The following is a 23,377-nucleotide window of genomic DNA, read 5'->3' as shown; positions in this document are numbered from 1 at the left end:
ATACCCTCGTCATCCCTGAGTAATATCGGGGAAATAAAATGGTCATTTATTCCCTTTCGCACGTTTCGCCAAAAAAAATATCCTCTCCTATACTTCACAGCTCAGCAAATTGAGGCGCAGGGGGGACCTCTGGATTAGCCATTCTATCCTTTCTTAGTTGGGGGAGACCCAGCTTTTCTACGGTTTTTTTATTCTGACTTGAACTGTCGGGCGGCCAGTCTTTGCCTAAATCCTGACGGTCTATTTCATTAACGTAATGAAAACGTGCTAGAGAATATTATGAACAAACAAACTGATGTGAAGAGTGGGGAATTCCGTGCAGGGTCTCAGGCCGCAACGGAGAAAGTTGAGCTGCATGAAATAACAACCGCCCAGCGTGAACTCTGGCTGGGGGAAAACATCTCCAAAGATTTGTCGTTCAATATCTGGGGCTACGGACAGGTCGACGGGCCGCTCAACGTTAAACTGCTGCGGCAAGCCATCGACGCCATCGTCGAAGAAACGCCGGCTCTGCAAGCGCATTTTGTGGAAAAAGACGGTGAGCTTTATCAATACCGCGCGCCACGTACACATGAGCCGCTGTTCACGCTCGATCTCAGCAAGGAGCCCGATCCTCTGCAGGCGGCCAGACGTTGGATGGTGGCGGATTCGGCGCTGCCGCGCCGCGCTACGGGAGAAGAACCTTTTAGTTTTTATGTCATTACGCTCGCACCGCAGCGCTACATCCTCTATCGCCGTTTCCACCATATGATCACCGACGGCCGCAGCGCTGAGGAAGTGATGCGGCGCATCGCGGCTTACTATAACGCGCTGGCGTCCGGCGGCGTCATCCCTGAATTCGCCAACTGCAATTTCTCTCTGCTGTATGAAAACGACATCAAGTACCGCGACTCTTCGCGCTTTTCTTCCGATCAGGCGTTTTGGCGGGAATACACCGCCGCCGCGCCGCAGAGCTTGTCACGCAGGGCCGTATTGACGCCGGACGCTGCGATGCACCACAACACGCAGCTGCTGGAAAAAGACGCCCTGGATCGGCTGCAGCGGCAGGCCGACAATATCGGCGTACACCGTGCGCATATATTGGCCGCCGCCGTAGCATTATGTTTCTACAGCTTAACCGGCAGCGAATATCTTAATTTCAGCATGCCGGTGACCGGGACAAGGGAACGAAACAGTATTGGTATGACCTCTAACGTTGTCCCTTTGATTATTAAGGTTGAACCTCAACTAAGTCTGGCTGAATTTATCCAGAAAGTGGCGGCTGAAATAGCGAAAGTGGTTCGCCATCAATTATATCGCGGGGAGGATATTCGGCGTGATAATGGCGCGACGGATTCCGCCTGGTTTGGCCCTTCAATTAACATCGTTTCTTTCGACCACGGCGATCCTTTCTGGGGATGCCGCACCCGTTGGTATTACGGTGGCAATATTCCGTCCGGCGATCTACAGATTATGCTGTATGAAGACCAGCAGGCGAATGAACTGGACGTCACTTTTTCTGACGCCGCCTATGCAAATTCATTAGACGATCTGGATGTTTTGCAGCGTCGTTTCCAGTTCATTTTACGCGCGCTGAACGCTTCAACGACGGGAACGATCGAAGCGTTGGATCGGCAAGTGGCGACGTTGGCTGATGCCGGGGCCGGCGGCAGCTTTTACGCCAACCGGCGGCAACCGCCTGCCGGCGGCATCATCCGTTGGGATCGCCCGGCTCAGGCGCTGCAGCGCCTGGTGAGCTCGCTGAGCCATGGCGCGGGATGCGCGGCGAAGATACTGTTGGCGGAGCGCGTGCTGGGCGTGACGACGCTGCTGGCGGTGAGCGATGAACGCCAGGCCGAACCCGGCACCCTGCTGCGCATCGAGACCGACGGCTGGGAGATCGCCGCGCATCCCGGTGTGGTGCGCGTCGGGCCGTTCTTGCGCGCCGACGGCTCGATTCAGCCGGGTGATGCGCTGGCGCAGGCCTGCGGCCTGTCTGTCGGCTCGGTCTTGCCGACGCTTAGCGATGCCGAAGCTTCGCTGTTAGGCGCGGCGTATGGCGCCAGCGCCGACAGCGCCGCTTTCTTGCAACCGCGTCTGACACGCTTTTATCCGGCGCCGTTCCCGCCAGGGCCTGACCGCCGGGCGGCCCTTCCCGCACGCTGGCAGGCCACGGCCTGGCAGCGCCTGGAAAAGATTGCTGGCGAGCAGGTGCTGGCGGCAGCAACCCTCTATCTGGCGCGCATGTGTAATGAAACCGATTTTCAGCTGGGTTGGATTACGTCGAACGATCGGGATTGGGGACGTTGGGCTCACCTGAGCGCGCGCGTGCTGCCGCTGCAGGTCTCAGTTGATCACTCCTACAATTTCCAGCAGGCATTGGCCGCGCTGGAACAAGAATACGGCCGGTTGCGCGCTCATGCTGATTATCATCCCGCGTTGCTGACGGGCGATGCGGATCTGCGGGCGCCCCAAGCTTGGCCGACGGCGGTATCGATCGTCAGCCGGCGTTCAGAGACAGGGTTGCAGCCTGAAGACGAGGGCTTGGCTGCCATCATGGCTTCCGGCTCGCGCGCGGTATTGCAAATCTGCAAGGCTGACGGCGCCTTCCGTTGGGTATACGACGCCGCCTCAGTGGCTGACGAACAGATGTTGCGTGCGACGCAACATCTGCTGATGCTGCTCAACGACGCGGTGAGAGCGGGCTCTCATCGTCGCACCATCGGCGAACTCAATCTGGTTTCCGAGGAAGAACGCACGCAGTTGCTGCAGAGCCTCAATCACACCGTTGCTTCGCACTCGCCGGCGGCGTGTCTGCATCGGCTGTTCGAAGCGCAGGTCAAACGCACGCCAGATGCGACGGCGATGACATACGGCGACGACAGCCTGACTTACGCTGAATTGAATACCTGGGCGAACCGATGGGCCCATCGGCTGGTAGAGCTTGGCGTACAACCGGACAGTCTGGTGGCGCTGTGCGCCGGACGCGGTCTGCCGATGCTGGCCGGGTTGCTGGGGATCCTCAAAGCCGGCGGCGCCTATGTGCCGTTGGATCCCGCCTATAGCGGAGAGCGGCTACAGTACATCCTGGCGGACTCCGCGCCGGTGCTGCTGTTGGCGGATGAACTTGGCAGGCAAGCGCTGGGCGGCTGCGAGGTGCCGGTATTGGCGCTGGAACAGCCGTTGACGGGGAACAGCGACGATCTGCAGGACGTCGAGGTGCGGCCATCACACCTGGCGTATGTGATTTACACCTCCGGTTCGACCGGCAAACCGAAAGGGGTCATGGTGGAGCATCGCCAGGTCGCGCGCTTGTTCAGCGCCACCAACGCCTGGTTTAACTTCAGCGCCGCCGACAAGTGGTGCCTGTTCCACTCATTCGCCTTCGACTTTTCGGTTTGGGAGATCTGGGGCGCCTGGTTGTATGGCGGCCAGCTGTTCATCGTACCGCAGGAGATCGCCCGTTCGGCGCCGGACTTTTATCATTTCGTCTGCCGCAGCGGCATCACGGTACTGAATCAGACGCCGAGCGCCTTCAAAGCCTTTATCCAGGCTCAGGCACACAGCGAAGCGCGCCATCAGCTGCGCGAGATCGTGTTCGGTGGTGAAATGCTGAAGCCTTCCGATCTCGCGCCGTGGTTTGCTCGTCCAGAGAACCGGCAGACGCGATTGGTCAACATGTACGGCATCACCGAAACCACGGTGCACGTGACGTACCGGCCGCTGTCGGCACAGGATACGGCGATCGTCGCCAGCCCGATCGGCTGCCGTATTCCGGATTTGCGGCTGTATCTGCTGGGCGGCGATGGCGAACCGGTGCCGATGGGGGCGATCGGCGAACTGTACGTCGGCGGTGAAGGGGTGGCGCGAGGGTACCTGAACCGGCCCGAATTGACGGCGGAACGTTTTCTCGAAGACCCTTTCAACCGGGCGCCGGGTGCGCGCATGTATCGCACCGGCGATCTGGCGCGCTATCTGCCGGGGGGGGATATCGAATACCTGGGGCGCAACGACCAGCAGGTGAAAATCCGCGGCTTCCGCATCGAGTGCGGTGAGGTGGAAGCGCAGCTGAGCGCCGATCCGCGCGTGCGCAGCGTAGCCGTGGACGCTATCGACGATGGCGACGGGAATAAGCGACTGGTGGCATGGGTGGTTCCGGCGCCGGAGACGGAACGCGCTACGCTGGCGACCGAATTGCGCCGGCATCTGCAGGCGCGGTTGCCGGACTATATGGTGCCGGCGGCTTACGTTTGGCTGGAGGCGTTGCCGCTGACCGGCAACGGCAAATTGGACAAGCGCGCCCTGCCGGTGCCGCAGGTCGACGCCTGTGCGCGCGAGGCCTATGCGCCGCCGCAGGGCGAGGCAGAAAATCTGTTGGCGGCTATCTGGCATGAGCTGTTGGGCGTAGAACGGATTGGCCGTTACGACCACTTCTTCGAACTGGGCGGGCATTCGCTGATGGCGGTGCGCCTGGCGAACCGCGTGCAACAGGCCGGATGGCAGCTGCCGTTGCAGGCGCTGTTCGCCAGTCCGGTGTTGCACGTGTTGGCCCAGGCGCTGCAGGTTGCGCCGACGCAGGAATCGATCCCGATGCTGCCGGTGGCGCGCGATGGGGAATTGCCGCTGTCGTTTGCTCAGCAGCGTCTGTGGTTCCTGACCCAGTTGGAGGGGATGAGCGAAACCTACCATATCCCGCTGGCGTTGCGGCTGCGCGGTCGGTTGGACCGGCAGGCGTTGCAACAGGGGCTGGACGCGCTCTATGCGCGCCACGAATCGCTGCGCAGCCGGTTCATCACCCGGGAAGATCGGCCACAGGTACAGATTTTGCCGGCAAACGGGTTACCGCTTGCGTTCCACGATCTGCGACGTCACCCCGCGCAGGCTGAAACGCTGTGTCGTCAGGCGGCCACTCAATCGTTCGATTTGACGCAGGGGCCGCTGGTGCGCGCCGCGCTGCTCCGCCTGGCGGATGAGGAGCATCTGTTCCTGCTCACCTGCCATCACATCGTCTCCGACGGCTGGTCTACCGGCATACTGCTGCGCGAATTGGGCGCGCTGTACGGCGCTTTCCGTCGCGGCGAGGCCGATCCGCTGCCGCCGCCGACCTTGCAATACCCGGATTACGCAGCCTGGCAGCGTCGCTACCTGACGCCGGAACGGCTGGCGGCGCAGGCGCAATACTGGCGTGAAACGCTGAGCGATGCGCCGGCGCTGCTGACGTTGCCGACCGACCGGCCGCGTCCGACGGTACAGTCTTTCAGCGGCGCAGAAGTGCCGATCGCGATCGACGCCGAGTTGACGCAGGCGCTGCGTCAATTCAGCCGACAGCATGGCGGCACGCTGTTTATGACGGTGCTGGCGGCCTGGAGCCTGGTGCTGGCGCGCATGGCCGGACAGCAGGAGCTGGTGATCGGCACGCCGGAGGCCAACCGCGGCCGGCTGGAAACCGAATCGCTGGTCGGTTTCTTCGTCAGCACGCTGGCGCTGCGCATCGATCTTCGCGACGATCCGGATCTGCCGACGCTGCTCGAACGGGTCCGCCACACGGTGCTGGCGGCGCAGGAAAACCGCGATCTGCCGTTCGAGCAGGTGGTGGAGCTGGTCAACCCGCCGCGCCATCTGGGCTATACCCCGCTGTTCCAGGTGATGCTGGCCTGGCAGGACGGCTCGGTGCGCGATATTCCGCTGCCTGGGCTGCAGGCCGAATTGGCCGGGCTGGAATACAGCGCGGCGAAGTTCGATCTGACGCTCGATCTGGCCGATACCGGCGAAGGCATCAGCGGCACGCTGAATTTCGCCACGGCGTTGTTCGATCGCGCCACCGCCGAGCGTTACGGCGTTTACCTGGTACAGGCGCTGCGGGCGATGACGCTGAATAACCCGCGATCGGTATCCCATATCGATTTGCTGCCGCTCGCCGAACGGGAGCATCTGCTGCATGGCTGGAACCGCACCGAGCGTGATTACCCGCTGGATCAGACGCTGGCGGCGCTGTTCGAGCGGCAGGTGCGCCGCACGCCGGATGCCATCGCGCTGGTGAGCGGCGCGGAAAGCCTGAGCTACGCCCGGTTGAACGCCCGCGCCAACCGGCTGGCGCACGCGCTGATTGCGCGCGGCGTCGGCCCGGACAGCCGGGTGGCGGTGTGCGCCGAACGCGGCCTGAACATGGTGACGGCGCTGTTCGGCATCCTCAAGGCCGGCGGCGCCTATGTGCCGTTGGATCCGGCCTATCCGGGCGAGCGCCTGCAGTACATCCTGCAGGATGCCGACCCGGTGCTGCTGCTGGCGGACGCCGCCGGCCGGGCGGCGCTGGGCGAACCCGCGACGCCGCAGCTGGCGCTGGAGGCCGCGTTGCCGGAGACGCTGAGTGCCGAGAACCCGGCGCCGCGCGCGCAGGCGTCGCACCTGGCGTACGTGATTTACACCTCGGGTTCGACCGGTAAACCGAAGGGCGCGATGAACGAACACCGCGGGGTGGTCAACCGGCTGGTGTGGATGCAGGAGGCCTACGGCCTGACGGCGGCGGACACGGTGCTGCAAAAAACGCCGTTCGGCTTCGACGTCTCGGTGTGGGAGTTCTTCTGGCCGCTGATGGTCGGCGCGCGCCTGGTGATGGCGAAGCCGGAAGGGCACAAGGATCCGGACTACCTGAGCCGCGCTATCGAAGAGTACGGCGTCACCACGCTGCACTTCGTGCCGTCGATGCTGCAAAGCTTCCTGGCAGATGAGCAGGCGGCGACGCGCTGCGGCAACGTGGTGCGGGTGATGTGCAGCGGGGAAGCGCTGCCGGCGGCGCTGGTGGCGGAGTTTTACCGCCGGCTGCCGCAGGCGGAGTTGTATAACCTGTATGGGCCGACGGAGGCGGCGGTGGACGTCACCGCCTGGCACTGTTCGCGGGAGGCGGACCGGGTGTCGGTGCCGATCGGTCGGCCGATCGCCAACACGCGCATCTATCTGCTGGACGAGCACGGGCAGCCGGTGCCGCTCGGGGCGGTGGGCGAGCTGTATATCGGCGGGGTGCAGGTGGCGCGGGGCTACCTGAATCGGCCCGACTTGACGGCGGAGCGTTTCCTGAGCGATCCGTTCGCGCCGGGCGGGCGCATGTACCGCACCGGCGACGTAGCGCGCTATCTGGCGAACGGCGACATCGAGTACCTGGGGCGCAATGACCAGCAGGTGAAAATCCGCGGCTTCCGCATCGAATGCGGCGAGATAGAAGCGACGCTGGCGACGCACCCGGCGGTGCGGGAAGCGGTGGTGGATGCGCGCGCGGTGGGCGACGACAAACGGCTGGTGGCGTGGGTGGTGCCGGCGGCGGACGTGGCGGAAGAGACGCTGGCGGGCGCGCTGCGGCAGCATGTGAGCGCGGCGCTGCCGGACTACATGGTGCCGTCGGCCTGGGTGGTGGTGGCGGCGTTGCCGCTGTCGCCGAACGGCAAGTTGGACCGGCGGGCGCTGCCGGAGCCGCAGGGGATGCAGAGCCAGGCGGCGTACGAAGCGCCGCAGGGTGAGCGCGAAACGCTGCTGGCGGAGATCTGGCGCGAGTTGCTGAACGTGGAGCGGGTTGGCCGCCACGATAACTTCTTCGAACTGGGCGGCCACTCGCTGCTGGCGGTGAAGTTGATGGCTCAACTGCGGCGTGCCGGTTTGGCGGCGAACGTGCAGACGCTGTTCTCAACGCCGACGCTGGCGGCGCTGGCGCAGGCGGTGAGCGCGCAAGGGGAAATCGACATACCGGAAAACCGCATCTTGCCGGGTTGCGCCGCCATTACGCCGGAGATGTTGCCGCTGGCGACGCTGAGCCAGCCGGAGATCGACGCGGTGGTGGCGCAGGTGCCGGGCGGCGTGGCTAACGTACAGGACATCTACGCTTTGTCGCCGCTGCAGGAGGGGATTTTGTTCCACCATCTGCTGGCGGAGCAGGGCGATCCGTACCAGCTGTCCGCGGTGTTGCGTTTCGACAGCCGCGCGCGCCTGGATGCCTGGCTGGCGGCGATGCAGCAGGTGATCGATCGCCATGACATTCTGCGCACCGCGTTCATCACGCAGGGCGTGTCTTCGCCGGTGCAGGTGGTGTGGCGCAAGGCCGAACTGGCACTGAGCGAGCGGCGTTTCGATCTGGCCGACGGCCCGGTTTGGCAACAGTTGGCGGCCGGTTTTGATCCGCTGCATCAGCGACAGGATCTGACCCGTGCGCCGCTGCTCAACTTTACCGTCGCGCAAGAGGAGGATGGCCGGTGGTGCGCCTTGCAGCAGTGGCATCATCTGATTGGCGATCACTCCACGCTGGCCTTTATGGAGCAAGAGGTCAGCGAAATCCTCGCCGGTCGCGGCGCACGGCTTGGCGCCGCCCAGCCGTTCCGCAATGCGGTGGCGCAGGCGCGCCTGACGCTCAGCGAAGCAGAGCATGAACGTTTCTTCCGCGACATGTTGGCGGATATCAGCGAGCCGGTCCTGCCGTTCGGCTTGAGTGATGTGCATGGCGAGGGACGGCAGATCGTCAGCCGCTACCAGGCGCTTTCTTCGGCCTTGAACCTGCGGCTGCGGCGGCAGGCGCGGCGGTTGGGCGTCAGCCTGGCCAGTTTGTGCCATCTGGCCTGGGCGCAGGTGCTGGCGCGCGTCAGCGGGCGAGACGCGGTCGTGTTCGGCACCGTATTGCTGGGTCGCCTGCAGGGCGGCGAAGGCGCGGAACGGGCATTGGGGTTGTTTATCAACACATTGCCACTGCGCCTGGACATCGATCGGCGAGGCGCGGAGGCGGCGGCAAGAGAGGCACACGTGCGGCTGAGCGGGCTGCTGGCGCATGAACATGCGCCGCTGGCATTGGCGCAGCGCTGCAGCGGCGTCAGCCCTGGGGCGCCGCTGTTCAGTGCCTTGCTCAACTATCGCCATAACAACGGCGAGGCAGTGTCGCTGCCCGAAGGCGTCAGCCTGTTGAGCGCCGAAGAGCGCACCAACTATCCGTTCGTGTTGTCGGTGGAGGACGGCGGCGATTCGCTCGGCATTACGGCGCAGGTGACAGAGACGGTCGATGCCCAGCGGGTGTGCGACTATATGGCGCAGGCGCTGGGCTCGCTGGCGCAAGCGCTGGAGCAGGCACCGGAAACGCCGGTATGTTCACTGGCGGTGGTGCCTGAGGCGGAACGCGAACTGCTGCTGCATGGCTGGAACCGCACCGAGCGTGACTACCCGCTGGATCAGACCCTGGCGGCGCTGTTCGAGCAGCAGGTGCGCCGCACACCGGACGCCATCGCGCTGGTGAGTGGAACAGAAAGCCTGAGCTACGCCCAGCTGAACGCCCGCGCCAACCGGCTGGCGCACGCGCTGATAGCGCGCGGCGTCGGCCCGGACAGCCGGGTGGCGGTGTGCGCCGAACGCGGCCTGAACATGGTGACGGCGCTGTTCGGTATCCTCAAGGCCGGCGGCGCCTATGTGCCGCTCGATCCGGCCTATCCGGGCGAGCGCCTGCAGTACATCCTGCAGGATGCCGACCCGGTGCTGCTGCTGGCGGACGCCGCCGGCCGGGCGGCGCTGGGCGAGCCTGCGACGCCGCAGCTGGCGCTGGAGGCGGCGTTGCCGGAGACGCTGAGCGCCGAGAACCCGGAACGGCGCGCGCAGGCGTCGCACCTGGCGTACGTGATTTACACCTCGGGTTCGACGGGTAAACCGAAGGGCGCGATGAACGAACACTGCGGGGTGGTCAACCGGCTGGTGTGGATGCAGGAGGCCTACGGCCTGACGGCGGCGGACACGGTGCTGCAAAAAACGCCGTTCGGCTTCGACGTCTCGGTGTGGGAGTTCTTCTGGCCGCTGATGGTCGGCGCGCGCCTGGTGATGGCGAAGCCGGAAGGGCACAAGGATCCGGACTACCTGAGCCGCGCTATCGAAGAGTACGGCGTCACCACGCTGCACTTCGTGCCGTCGATGCTGCAAAGCTTCCTGGCAGATGAGCAGGCGGCGACGCGCTGCGGCAACGTGGTGCGGGTGATGTGCAGCGGGGAAGCGCTGCCGGCGGCGCTGGTGGCGGAGTTTTACCGCCGGCTGCCGCAGGCGGAGTTGTATAACCTGTATGGGCCGACGGAGGCGGCGGTGGACGTCACCGCCTGGCACTGTTCGCGGGAGGCGGACCGGGTGTCGGTGCCGATCGGTCGGCCGATCGCCAACACGCGCATCTATCTGCTGGACGAGCACGGGCAGCCGGTGCCGCTCGGGGCGGTGGGCGAGCTGTATATCGGCGGGGTGCAGGTGGCGCGGGGCTACCTGAATCGGCCCGACTTGACGGCGGAGCGTTTCCTGAGCGATCCGTTCGCGCCGGGCGGGCGCATGTACCGCACCGGCGACGTAGCGCGCTATCTGGCGAACGGCGACATCGAGTACCTGGGGCGCAATGACCAGCAGGTGAAAATCCGCGGCTTCCGCATCGAATGCGGCGAGATAGAAGCGACGCTGGCGACGCACCCGGCGGTGCGGGAAGCGGTGGTGGATGCGCGCGCGGTGGGCGACGACAAACGGCTGGTGGCGTGGGTGGTGCCGGCGGCGGACGTGGCGGAAGAGACGCTGGCGGGCGCGCTGCGGCAGCATGTGAGCGCGGTGCTGCCGGACTACATGGTGCCGTCGGCCTGGGTGGTGGTGGCGGCGTTGCCGCTGTCGCCGAACGGCAAGTTGGACCGGCGGGCGCTGCCGGAGCCGCAGGGGATACAGAGCCAGGCGGCGTACGAAGCGCCGCAGGGTGAGCGCGAAACGCTGCTGGCGGAGATCTGGCGCGAGTTGCTGAACGTGGAGCAGGTTGGCCGCCACGACAACTTCTTCGAACTGGGCGGCCACTCGCTGATGGCGGTACGTCTGACCAACCGTCTGCAACAGATGGAATGGCAGCTGCCGTTGCAGACCCTGTTCGCCAATCCGACGCTGCACGTAGTGGCGCAGCAACTGCAAAGGACGAGTGAAGCGCTGCCGCCGATCGAAGCTCTGCCGCGCGACGCCGCATTGCCGCTGTCGTTTGCTCAGCAGCGCTTGTGGTTCCTGACCCAGTTGGAGGGAATGAGTGAAACTTACCATATCCCGCTGGCGCTGAGCCTGCGCGGCGAGCTGGATCTGCCTGCCTGGCGGCAGAGTCTGGATGCGCTCTATGCCCGTCACGAAGCGTTGCGCAGCCGGTTTATCACCGTCGAGGGGCAGCCGCAGACGCACATTCTGCCGGCAGACGCGCTGCCGTTGACGGTTCACGATCTGCGTGGGCAGCAGGATACCCAAAGCCGAGCGCGGCAACTGGCGCAGCACCTGGCGGAGGCGCCTTTCGAGCTGAGTTCCGGTCCGCTGGTGCGCGCCGCGCTGCTCCGCCTGGCGGATGAGGAGCATCTGTTCCTGCTCACCTGCCATCACATCGTCTCCGACGGCTGGTCGACCGGCATACTGCTGCGCGAATTGGGCGTGCTGTACGGCGCTTTCCGTCGCGGCGAGGCCGATCCGCTGCCGCCGCCGACCTTGCAATACCCGGATTACGCCGCCTGGCAGCGTCGCTACCTGACGCCGGAACGGCTGGCGGCGCAGGCGCAATACTGGCGTGAAACGCTGAGCGATGCGCCGGCGCTGCTGACGTTGCCGACCGACCGGCCGCGCCCGACGGTGCAGTCTTTCAGCGGCGCAGAAGTGCCGATCGCGATCGACGCCGAGTTGACGCAGGCGCTGCGTCAATTCAGCCGACAGCATGGCGGCACGCTGTTTATGACGGTGCTGGCGGCCTGGAGTCTGGTGCTGGCGCGCATGGCCGGACAGCAGGAGCTGGTGATCGGCACGCCGGAGGCCAACCGCAGCCGGCTGGAAACCGAATCGCTGGTCGGTTTCTTCGTCAGCACGCTGGCGCTGCGCATCGATCTTCGCGACGATCCGGATCTGCCGACGCTGCTCGAACGGATCCGCCACACAGTGCTGGCGGCGCAGGAAAACCGCGATCTGCCGTTCGAGCAGGTGGTGGAGCTGGTCAACCCGCCGCGCCATCTGGGCTATACCCCACTGTTCCAGGTGATGCTGGCCTGGCAGGACGGCTCGGTGCGCAATATTCCGCTGCCTGGACTGCAGGCCGAGAGCGCCGAGTTGGGCTATCGGATCGCCAAGTATGATTTGACGCTCGATCTGGCCGATAACGGCGAAGGCATCAGCGGCACGCTGAACTTCGCCACGGCGTTGTTCGATCGCGCCACCGCCGAGCGTTACGGCGCCTATCTGGTGCAGGTGCTGCGGGCGATGGCGACAAACGCTTCGCAGTCTGCTTCGCATATCGACCTGCTGCCGGCCGCTGAGCGCGAACTGCTGTTGTATGGCTGGAACCGAACCGCGGAAGCTTATCCGGCGCAGAACCCTGTTCACGTCCAGTTTGAACAGTGGGCGCGGCGCACGCCGGATGCCATCGCGTTGGTAAACGAGGCGGATAGCCTTAGCTACGCGCAATTGAACGCCCGCGCTAACCAACTGGCGCACCAACTTATCGGACAGGGCGTACGCCCCGGCGACCGCGTGGCCACGTCGCTCGAACGCAGTTTCTCTCTGGTCATTGCCCAGTTGGCGATCCTCAAGGCGGGCGCCGCTTATGTGCCGCTCGATCCGCACCTGCCTGTTGCGCGGCAGGCGTGGATCATCGGCGACAGCGGAACGACGTTGATCCTGTGCGATCGCGATCTCGATCGCGAGATAGCCGGCGAGATCGAATGCCTGCGTATCGATCGTTTGCGGCAGGATCCGACCCACGATCCGGCGGTGGCTCGCGCCGGCGACGCACCGGCTTACATCATGTATACCTCGGGCTCGACCGGCACGCCTAAAGGCGTGATGGTGACGCATCAAGGCATCCTCCGGCTGGCGATTAACAATCGGTTTGCGGCGTTCGAACGCGGCGATCGCTTTGCTTTCGCCGCTAACCCGGCATTCGACGCCAGCACGTTGGAAATGTGGGGCGCGTTGCTCAATGGCGCCAGTCTGGCGATCATTGCGCCGGAGGTATTGACGGATGCCGATGCGTTGGCGGCAGCGCTGGTGCGGCAAGAGATTAACGTCTTGTTCCTGACCACGTCGTTGTTTAACCAATATGTCCATAGCATCGCCGCGACGTTGGCGCAGTTGAAATATCTGATCAGCGGCGGTGAAGCTGCGGATCCGCACGCCTTTGCTCGTATGCTGAAAGAGGCGGGGCCGGTGCGTCTGGTCAATGCCTATGGGCCAACGGAAGGCACCGTTATCGCCACTGCGGCGATAGTTGAACAAGTGGGGCCATGGCAACGCCTGCCGATCGGCCGGCCGATCGGCAATACGCACATCTATCTGCTGGATGAGCATTTGCAGCCGGTGCCGCTCGGGGCCACCGGTGAGCTCTATATCGGCGGTGCCGGCGTGGCATTGGGTTATCTCAATCGCGCCGAACTGACGGCAGAACGGTTCCTGGCGGATCCCTTCAATCCCGGAGACCGGATCTATCGTACCGGCGACCTGGCGCGCTACCTGCCGGACGGCAATATCGACTACCAAGGCCGTAACGATCGGCAGGTGAAAATTCGCGGCTTCCGCATCGAATGCGGTGAAATCGAGGCGCGAGTGGCTGGTCATCCGGCGGTGCGCGAAGCGGTGGTGGATGTCCTCGGCGAAGCGAACAATAAACGGCTGGTGGCGTGGGTGGTGCCGGAGGCTGAAGCGGACCGCCAGACGTTGGCGGTGACGCTGCGGCAGTATCTGGCGGGCATGTTGCCGGAGTTTATGCTGCCGACGGCCTGGGTTGCGCTGGATACGCTACCGCTGACGCCGAACGGCAAGTTGGATCGGCGCGCGCTGCCTGAGCCGCAAGAGGACGCCTACGTGCGTGAGGTTTACGCCGAACCGGAAGGCGAGCTGGAAACGCTGCTGGCGGGGATCTGGCGCGAGTTGCTGGGCATTGAGCGTGTAGGACGTCACGATAACTTCTTCGAACTGGGTGGCCATTCGTTGCTGGCGGTCAAACTGATGGCGCAGCTGCGCCGTGTGGGGTTGAGCGCCGGGGTACAAACGCTGTTCACCGCGCCGACGCTGTCGACGTTGGCGCAGACATTGGTCACGCAGCAAGAGGTGAGCGTGCCGGCCAACGGTATCCAACCGGGTTGCGCTTCCATTACGCCGGAGATGTTGCCGCTGGCGGCGCTGAGCCAGCCGGAGATCGACGCGGTGGTGGCGCAGGTGCCGGGCGGTGTGGCCAACGTACAGGACATCTACGCTTTGTCGCCGCTGCAGGAGGGGATTTTGTTCCACCATCTGCTGGCGGAGCAGGGCGATCCGTACCAGCTGTCCGCGGTGCTGCGTTTCGACAGCCGTGCGCGTCTGGATGCCTGGCTGGCGGCGATGCAGCAGGTGATCGACCGCCATGACATTCTGCGCACCGCGTTCATCACCCAGGGCGTGTCTTCGCCGGTGCAGGTGGTGTGGCGCAAGGCCGAGTTGTCGCTGCAAGAACTGCGGCTCGATCCGGCGCAGGGCGATATCGGTTCGCGGCTGACGGCGTTGTTTGATCCGCGCCGCGTACGGCCAGACCTGACGCGCGCGCCGTTACTGAGCTTTGTCGCTGCACGGGAAGAGGAGGGCAGTTGGTGTGTGCTCCAGCAGTGGCATCACCTGATCGGCGACCACTCGACCCTGGCGGTGATGCAGGAGGAAATCAATCTGATCCTGGCCGGACGCGGAGACGAATTGGCCAAGGCGCCGCCGTTCCGCAACGCGGTGGCGCAGGCGCGGCTCGGCGTCAGCAACGCTGAACACGAGCAGTTCTTCCGCACTCTGCTGGCGGATATCGATGAACCGTCGCTGCCGTTCGGCCTGAGCGATGTGCATGGCGAAGGGCGAGATATCTCGACGGCGCACCTGGCATTGCCGCATGCGCTCAATCAGCAGCTGCGGCGGCAGGCGCGACGGATGGGCGTCAGCCTGGCCAGTCTGTGCCATCTGGCCTGGGCGCAGGTGCTGGCGCGCGCCACCGGCCGCGATGAGGTGGTGTTCGGCACCGTGTTGCTGGGCCGCATGCAGGCCGGAGACGGGGCGGAACGGGCGCTCGGACTGTTTATCAACACCTTGCCGCTGCGGCTGGATGTCAATGAGGTTGGCGCAGAATCGGCGGCGTTGCAGGCGCATATCCGGCTGAGCGGACTGCTGGCCCATGAGCATGCGCCGCTGGCCTTGGCGCAGCGCTGCAGCGGCGTCGCCGCGGGCACGCCGCTGTTCAGCGCCCTGCTGAACTATCGGCATAACAGCGGCGAGGAGACTGCCTTGCCGGCCGGCGTGACGCTGTTGGATAGCCAGGAACGCACCAACTATCCGTTCGTGTTGTCGGTCGAGGACGGCGGCGATTCGTTGGGCCTGACGGCGCAGGTCAGACAGCCGATTGAAGCGCAGCGCGTGTGCGGTTACATGGCGCAGGCGTTGAGCGCCTTGGCGCAGGCGCTGGAAGAGGCGCCGCAGACACCGATCTGCGAACTGGACGTGATGCCGGATGAGGAGTATGCGCTGCAGCTGTGCAGCTGGAATCATACGACGGAACCTTACCCGGCGGATACCTGCGTGCACGAACTGTTTGAACAACAGGCGCAGTTGACGCCACAGGCCGTCGCCGTGATCCAGGGGGCGCGGCAGCTCAGTTACGCGCAGTTGAATGCGCGCGCTAACCGGTTGGCGCACCGGCTGATTGAGCGCGGCGTACAACCGGGCGATCGGGTCGCGGTGCGGCTGACGCGCAGCATCGAACTGGTTTGCGCCCAACTGGCGATCGTCAAGGCCGGTGCGGCGTATGTGCCCCTCGATCCGCAACTGCCGACCGCGCGTCAGGCGTGGATCGTCAATGACAGCGGCGCGTGTCTGATGCTGGCAGAGACCGCCGGCAATGAGGGCATTCCGCAGCTGCCGGTCGAGGATTGCGAAGGCAATGACGGTAATCCGGCGTTGCGATTGTCGAGCGGCACGACGGCCTACATCATGTATACCTCCGGTTCGACCGGTACGCCGAAAGGGGTCATGACGCCGCACCAGGGCATTACTCGTTTGGTGCGCAACAATCGCTACGCCGCCTTTGACGCTGAAGACCGCGTTGCCTTTGCCGCCAACCCGGCGTTTGACGCTAGCACGATGGAGGTGTGGGCGGCCCTGCTGAACGGCGGTGCGCTGGTGGTGATAGCGCCGGAGGTCATGATGGAAGCCGAACGTCTGGCGGCCGAACTGCAGCGTCATCGCATCACCACGCTGTTCTTGACCACCGCGTTGTTCAATCAGTATGTGCACAGCATCAGCGGCGCGCTGGCGCAGCTGAAATATCTGATCAGCGGGGGGGAGAAAGAGGATCCGGGCGCTTATGCGCGGTTGCTGCAAGAACAAGGGCCGGTGCAACTGATCCATGCCTATGGGCCGACGGAAACCACGACCTTTGCGACCACGGCGCGTATCGAGCGGGCCGAAGGGGAGGCGCGTTTGCCGATTGGTAAACCGATCGGCAATACCCGCACGTACTTGTTGGACGCCCGTGGGCGCCCGGTGCCGATGGGGGCGATAGGAGAACTGCACATCGGCGGCGTGGGGGTGGCGTTGGGATACCTGAACCGGCCGGAACTGACGGCGCAGCGTTTCCTGAGCGATCCGTTCAACCCGGTCGGCGGCGGCCGCATGTATCGTACCGGCGATCTGGCGCGTTATCTGCCGGACGGCTGTCTTGAATACCAAGGGCGGTGCGACCAGCAGGTCAAGTTGCGCGGGTTCCGCATCGAACCGGGCGAGATCGAGGTGCAGCTGGCAGCGAGCCCGTGGGTGCGGGAAGCGGTGGTGCAGGTTTGTTCGACGGAGCACCACACGCGTCTGGTCGCCTGGATCGTACCGGCGGCCGAGGGGGAACGCAGCGCGCTGCAAGGGCAGTTGCGGGCCTATTTGAGCGAACGGTTGCCGGAGTACATGGTGCCGTCGGCTTATGTCTGGCTGGATGCGCTGCCGTTGACCGCCAACGGTAAGTTGGATCGGCGCGCCTTGCCGGAGCCGGAGTGTGCGGCAGTCGGCGCTCGGGAGTATGCGGCGCCTCAGGGTGAGACCGAAACGACGCTGGCGCGGGCATGGTGCGAGCTGCTCGAGATTGGCCAGATAGGACGCCACGACAATTTCTTCGAGCTCGGCGGCCATTCACTGCTGGCGGTGCGTCTCTCCAGCCAACTGCGTCAGCAAGGCATCACCTTGCCGGTACAGGCGATCTTCAACCATCCGATCTTGGCCGAATTGGCCGAACGGATCGATCGTCGCACCGCCGAGGCTCCGCTGTGCAAAGCGGTGCCGGCTCGCAGCAGCGGCAGCCGACCGCCGCTGTTCTTCGTCCCGACCGGCTTTGGCGATCACTCTTATGTATTTGAATTGGCCAAGGAGATCGATGAAAGCTTCCCGGTCTACGCTGTGCCGTGGCCGGCGGTGGAGGAGAAGCCGGCGACCATGAGCGACATGGCCGCCAGCGCCGTGGCGTTGATTCGCGAAGTGCAGCCGCAGGGGCCCTACCATCTGGCGGGGTACTCTTCCGGCGGGGTGTTGGCCTATGCCATCGCCGAGCAACTGCAATCGAGCGGGGAAGCGGTCGCTTTCCTGGGGCTGATTGACACGTTGCGGCCGGTGGAGGCGATGCACAGCCCGGTCCAGCTGTTGCTGAACTGGGTGGAATCCACGCAGGAGAGGCCGGATCCGCAGTTCTGTCAGCAGTTGGCCGAGCTGCCGTTACCGGAGGCGATAGCGGCCGTGCAACGCGCTGGGATCAAGACTCAGCGTGCGGAAGTGGCCGACGAGGCGGCTCTCTGGCAACAGCGACACCATTACGCCAAGCTGGTGGAAGCGACTCAGGTGCAGCCTGCATCGCTCAAGATCCATCTTTTCAAGGCGAAGCAGGAGCAGGTTTCCGCCAATTCGCAGAACGAGCAGTTCCAGGCGTACTGGCAGAAGATCAAGCAGGCGGGATATTGCCGCGAAGACGCTTCCGCGCTGGGATGGGATAGGCTGTTGCCGCCGGCGACCGTCCGCGTCAGTCAGGTCAACGGCGACCATGTGTCGATGATGGAGCATCCGGTTCACCGGCGTGAGCTGGGCCAGCACTTCAATCTGGCGTTGCGCGATCTCGGACAGGCGTAAGTCGGCGGGATAGACGATCAGAAAGCCCTCGCAAGAGGGCTTTTTTTATCCGGTGACAACGCCCCGATGGCGCCGATGAACCTTTGTTTACCCGTTGGCGGCTTTGACGAGTTCCACCACCAACGGTGAAAGCTCGCCGCGCAGCGCGGCGCGTTCCGACTGGAACAGCGTGGCGGCGTAAAAACGCCGGCCCGGCAGTTCGATGGCGCGTACGTCGCCTTCGGTGTCGTGGCCGCTGATGATCAGCGGGAAACGCTGCAGATCGGCGACGAAGTCCGGATTCACGCCGAAGTTGCAGTGGTAGCCTTCATGGGCGTTCAGGCTGCCGTAGGCCTGCGCGACGCGGGTGTCAGGCTGAAAAACGATGTCGCCGGTTTTTTCCACCAGCGAACAGCTCAATGGGGCGATCACCAGCCGGCCACCGCTGTCGGTTTCCGCATGACCAGCGTCGTGCCAGCCCATCACATTACGGGCGTATTCGACGATGGCGTATTGAAAACCGCCGCAGGAGCCGAGGAACGGCACGTCGTTTTCCCGCGCATGACGGATCGCCATAAAGGCGCCGTCGTCGTGACGATACGGGCTGCCCGGCACCACCCAGATGGCGTCGAAATCTTGCAGCGCGTCGGGGGAGGTCAGGGTTTCGGTCGGGAGCCACTGGGGCTGAACGTCGATGTCGAGGTGGGCGGTGGTGAGCTGGAGCGCCACGGGGATGGCCTGGTGGGCCACGGCTTGCGGGTTGTAATCACCGACCAGAGCAATGCGGACTTGAGCTTTCATCATTTCCTTTCCTGTGCGGGTAAAAAAGGAGATTACAGGAAAGCGGGATCCCGAGCCGCAGATTTTTTAAACGCGGCGCACAAAAAAGCCCGGCGTTGGCCGGGCTGAAAAAAGAGGGTCAGTACAGCGAGGGCGCGCCAGCCGGTCGGGTTTTGAAACGGCGGTGCAGCCACATGTATTGCTCCGGCGCCCGCATGATCTCTTTCTCGATCACTTTGTTCATGTAAGCCGCGGCCGCCTGTTCGTCGCTCAGCGGATAGTCTTCCAGAGCCGGTTGGATCAGCAGGTCATAGCCGCGGCCGCCTTCGCGGCGGATCAGCACCACCGGCACCAGCGCCGGGTTGGCCATGCGCGCCAGCATGAAGGTGCCGCTGGTGGTGGCGGCCTTATCGACGGCGAACAGCGGCGCGAATACGCTGCCGCGCGGGCCATAGTCCTGATCCGGCGCGAACCACACCGCCTCGCCGCGCTTGAGCGCATGCACCATGCCGCGCAAATCCTTGCGATCGATCATCGCCTTGTTGGAACGCATGCGGCCTTTGGTCTGCGCCCATTCCATCGCCTTGTTGTTATGCGGACGGTACATCGCCATCATCGGCTGACACAGGCCCATCGCCCGGCCGCCCAGCTCCAGCGACATAAAATGCACGCCGATCACCAGCACGCCGCGATCGTCGCGCTGCGCCATTTTGAGGTGGTTGATGCCGGAGACGTTGAACCAGCGCTTGACGCGTTTATCTGACCAGAACCATGCCATGCCGGTTTCCAGCAGGCCCATGCCGAGGGATTCGAAATTGCCCACCACTTTGCGCTCGCGCTGCGCTTCGTCCATCTCGGGGAAGCACAGCTCGAGGTTGCGACGGGTGATGGTGACGCGGCGCTTGAGAAAACGCATCGAGGTGCGTCCCATCCACACCCCCAGACGGTAGAGCAGCGGATAGGGGAGCTGTACCAGCAGGAACAGCAGAGCGAGGCCGAACCAGGTTAGCCAGTAGCGCGGGTGCAGCAAGGCCAGTTGAAATGCTTTGGCTGATTTCATAGAAACTCGTTTTATACGTTAAAAGGGGCAGCAAGCTGTAACGCATAAAGGTTCCACTCGATAGCGATACGACTACTCAGACACCCGGGTACGGCCAGGGTTTAGTCGGAATTCCATAATTGACTAAACATTTACATTCGAAGGGCGGTTTGCGCTGCTATCAGGCTTCGGAGGGATAGCTGTTGGCCAGCGGAGGCGGCTCTAGGAATGCTTATGCTACACAGGGTACGGGGTGTGGCGGAAGAGGGGCATGCGAATATTCTCATTCACGTTGCCCCTGAGTTGAGGATTGGCGAGTTTTACAGGCTGGGAATGATAATCGCGGCGAAGATCGCGGCGATCACCAGCCATTTCAGCAGGTAGTAACCGCGGCGGTTGCGCGCTTTCAGGCGTTGGCCGGCATCGCGCACCGCGTTGACGTATTTGAAGATGCGGTTGATGCCGCCGGTGCGGTCCTGATCGTCGTTCGGCGAACTGGCCGCCGACATCAACGTAGCGCCGACCCAGTGGTTGACCGCCTGTGCCCAGCGCCATTTCATCGGCCGCTCGACGTCGCAAAACAGAATGATGCGCGTCTGATCGGTGGCGTTCTGCGCCCAGTGCACGTAGGTCTCGTCGAAGATCACCGCCTCGCCGTCGCGCCAGCTGTGCTGCTCGCCGTCTACTTCGATGAAGCAGCGATCGTCGTTGGGCGTCATCAGCCCCAGGTGATAGCGCACCGAGCCGGCGTAAGGATCGCGGTGTTTACCCAGGTGGCTGCCGGGCGGCAGCTCGGCGAACATCGCCGCCTTGACCGACGGGATGCGGTTGAGCAGCTCGACGGTTTTTGGACACAGCGTCTGCGCTGAAGGGTGACTGTCGCTATACCATTTCAGATAGAAACGTTTCCAGCCGCGTTTGAAGAAGGTGTTGAAGCCGGCATCGTTATGCGACTGCGCCTTTTTGATGTGATCCTGCAGGCGCACCGCTTCTTCGCGGATCGTCTGCCAGTTGTCGGTCAGCGTCTGCAGCTCCGGGAAGCCTTTTTCGTCGAAATAGGGCTGTTTGGCGGGCAAACGGGAGAAACCGGTCATAAACATGTTGATCGGCCCCATAAACGTGGAGTGATCGAACAGCTGACGGGTAAGCTTTTGTTTCTCTTTGCCGCGGGAGTGTGCGTAGAGGAAGCTGATGATAAAAATGCCGATAATGATTGCGGCAACCATAGAATCCATCCCTGTTAGTGCTTGTTAAAAATTCGTACAAATTATAGTTTTGTGACAGGAAAAATTTAACTTTTTCGTGCGCTTTCCCCGCTCATGCTGCTTAGTGGCATAAAAAATCAATAAAACTGTTTGTAATAAAATTTTATATCGATTTTTTTGGTTTTAGTCCTATTCTTAAATCGCTCAAGGGGCGTTTCATGCCATCTTGTTTCATGACGAATGGCACGTATCTGAGAAAAGAGGGACTTATGAAGAAATCAATCATTGCCTTGTCTGCACTGCTGCTCGCTTCCCCGGTTTTCGCTGCTGAAACTGCGACCGACACCGCCGCTCACGCCAGCAACGAGGTCGTCGCTGAGGCGCATAAAGGGGCGGATACCGCCAAAGAAAAGCTGCACCAGTCTCAGGACAAGGGTGAAGAGCTGAAGCTGAAAGCCAAGCACGCCGCCGAAGGCAAGAGCGATAGCGTCGGCAGTAAAGTGAGCGAAGGCTCGCAAAAAGCCTGGCACTCCACCAAACAGGGTACGGAGAAGGCTTGGGACAAGACCAAGCAAGGGGCGGAAAGCCTCAAAAACAAAGCGACCGAGTAAGGTCTCCGCTTTTTACCCCAAGGGCCGCGTTGCGGCCTTTTTTATTGCCTGCAAACCGGGCGTGCCCCAAAGAAAAAGGCGCTTATCAAATGAGATAAAGCGCCTTTTCAACACGTTAACTGACTAGTATCAGTTCATGCCGTATTTTTTCAGCTTCTTACGCAGCGTGCCGCGGTTGATGCCCATCATCAGGGCTGCGCGGGTTTGGTTGCCACGGGTGTATTGCATCACCATGTCCAACAGTGGCTGTTCAACTTCAGCCAGTACCAGCTCATACAGGTCATTTACGTCTTGACCGTTCAGTTGAGCAAAATAGTTCTTCAGTGCTTGTTTAACCGAGTCACGCAGAGGCTTTTGAGTCACCTGATCTTGTGAGTTAACGGTAGAAACGGTCAGTACGTCAGAATTTACGCGTTGTTCGAACATAGTTCTGTCAGCTCTTTTTTTACGCTAAGATTTTCGAAATATGCCTCCAACGCCTCCAGCTGTTCGCTGGCATCCTCTATGGCGTTGAATGTGCGCCGAAACTGGTCATTCGGAGCGTGTTCCTGGAGATACCAGGACACGTGCTTACGAGCAATCCGGAATCCCTTGCCTTGGCCATAGAAGCCGTGCAATTCCCGAATGTGCCCAATCAACAAGCGCTTCACCTCGCCAAGCGGCATCGGCGGCAGCAACTCCCCAGTGTCCAGATAATGCTGGATTTCCCGGAAGATCCAGGGTCTCCCCTGAGCAGCGCGGCCTATCATCAGGGCATCGGCCCCGGTGTAGTCGAGCACTGCTCTGGCTTTATGCGGGTCAGTAATATCCCCATTCGCGATAATCGGAATGGAAACACTCTGCTTAACTGCCCGAATGCTGTCGTATTCCGCGTTGCCGTTAAACAGACAGGCGCGGGTTCGGCCGTGAATCGTCAGGGCCTGAATACCACAGTCTTCGGCCAGTTGGGCAATCTCTACACAGTTACGGTGCTCTGGCGCCCAGCCGGTGCGAATCTTCAGCGTTACCGGCACATCCACCGCGTCGACCACCGCGTGGAGGATCCGTTTAACCAGATCCGGGTACTGCAACAAAGCGGACCCGGCAAGCTTCCGGTTCACTTTTTTGGCCGGGCATCCCATGTTGATGTCGATGATCTGCGCGCCGCTGGCCACGTTGATACGCGCGGCGGCGGCCATATCATCAGGATCGCATCCGGCAATTTGCACGGAGCGGATCCCAGGTTCATCGCTATGCACCATACGCAGACGCGACTTATCCGTCCGCCACACCTCCGGGTTGGAGGAGAGCATTTCGGATACAGCCATCCCAGCACCCATTGCATGACAGAGGGTTCTGAACGGGCGATCTGTAATACCGGCCATCGGGGCCGCAATCAGGCAATTAGTAAGCTGGTGGTGTCCAATGCGCATAGACAAAGAGTGACCATACTGTGTCCGCAAGGGCGCGTATATTACGCATTTTTGCGTCGAGATGAAAGGCCAAACTTTAACCAATTGGCCCGATATTAGGACGAAAAATACGCTACGCGGCGATTCATAAAAATATTATATATATTTTACAATAAGTTGACGAAAAGTGCTTATTTTGTGTGCGGCAAAATATTCGCCTTTGCGCAGGATATTATCTGCATTCGC

7 protein-coding genes are annotated in these 23,377 nt (G+C 62.7%); 2 read left to right on the top strand and 5 right to left on the bottom strand.

Annotation, left to right across the window (positions count from 1 at the left end; translation table 11 throughout):
• Window positions 1–279 precede the first annotated feature (279 nt).
• Window positions 280–18,126 (top strand): non-ribosomal peptide synthetase, encoded by a 17,847-nt coding sequence (locus EDY99_RS24935; RefSeq protein WP_123061991.1) that lies wholly within the window; start codon window positions 280–282, stop codon window positions 18,124–18,126.
• Window positions 18,127–18,213: 87 nt separating this feature from the next.
• Here EDY99_RS24935 and EDY99_RS18785 read toward each other — a convergent pair whose 3' ends face one another.
• From EDY99_RS18785 to lpxO, 3 genes are all read right to left on the bottom strand, one after another.
• Window positions 18,214–18,906, bottom strand: coding sequence for a CTP synthase (locus tag EDY99_RS18785; RefSeq protein WP_046688548.1), 693 nt, complete (start codon window positions 18,904–18,906; stop codon window positions 18,214–18,216).
• Between the two features lie 118 nt (window positions 18,907–19,024).
• A complete protein-coding gene (lpxP, locus tag EDY99_RS18780) occupies window positions 19,025–19,945 on the bottom strand; it encodes a kdo(2)-lipid IV(A) palmitoleoyltransferase (RefSeq protein WP_033651230.1) in 921 nt (306 codons plus the stop codon).
• Between the two features lie 299 nt (window positions 19,946–20,244).
• A complete protein-coding gene (lpxO, locus tag EDY99_RS18775) occupies window positions 20,245–21,150 on the bottom strand; it encodes a lipid A hydroxylase LpxO (RefSeq protein ID WP_033651231.1) in 906 nt (301 codons plus the stop codon).
• A 248-nt stretch (window positions 21,151–21,398) separates the two neighbouring features.
• On the opposite strand from lpxO, the gene EDY99_RS18770 reads away from it, so the two are divergent.
• On the top strand, window positions 21,399–21,740 hold the full coding sequence (locus tag EDY99_RS18770; RefSeq protein WP_016930249.1) for a hypothetical protein: 342 nt from the start codon (window positions 21,399–21,401) through the stop codon (window positions 21,738–21,740).
• A gap of 129 nt (window positions 21,741–21,869) precedes the next feature.
• On the opposite strand, the gene fis is transcribed toward EDY99_RS18770, so the two are convergent.
• Window positions 21,870–22,166 carry a DNA-binding transcriptional regulator Fis gene (fis, locus tag EDY99_RS18765; RefSeq protein ID WP_000462905.1) on the bottom strand — a complete coding sequence of 99 codons (297 nt, stop codon included), beginning with the start codon at window positions 22,164–22,166 and terminating at the stop codon, window positions 21,870–21,872.
• Window positions 22,148–23,152, bottom strand: a complete 1,005-nt coding sequence (gene dusB / locus EDY99_RS18760) for a tRNA dihydrouridine synthase DusB (RefSeq protein ID WP_033644443.1) — start codon at window positions 23,150–23,152, stop codon at window positions 22,148–22,150. The genes fis and dusB overlap by 19 nt, the downstream gene beginning before the upstream one ends.
• Between the last annotated feature and the right edge of the window lie 225 nt (window positions 23,153–23,377).

Source organism: Serratia sp. LS-1, from assembly GCF_003719595.1.
GTDB lineage: Bacteria > Pseudomonadota > Gammaproteobacteria > Enterobacterales > Enterobacteriaceae > Serratia > Serratia ureilytica.
This window is presented reverse-complemented; position numbering and strand designations above follow the sequence as displayed.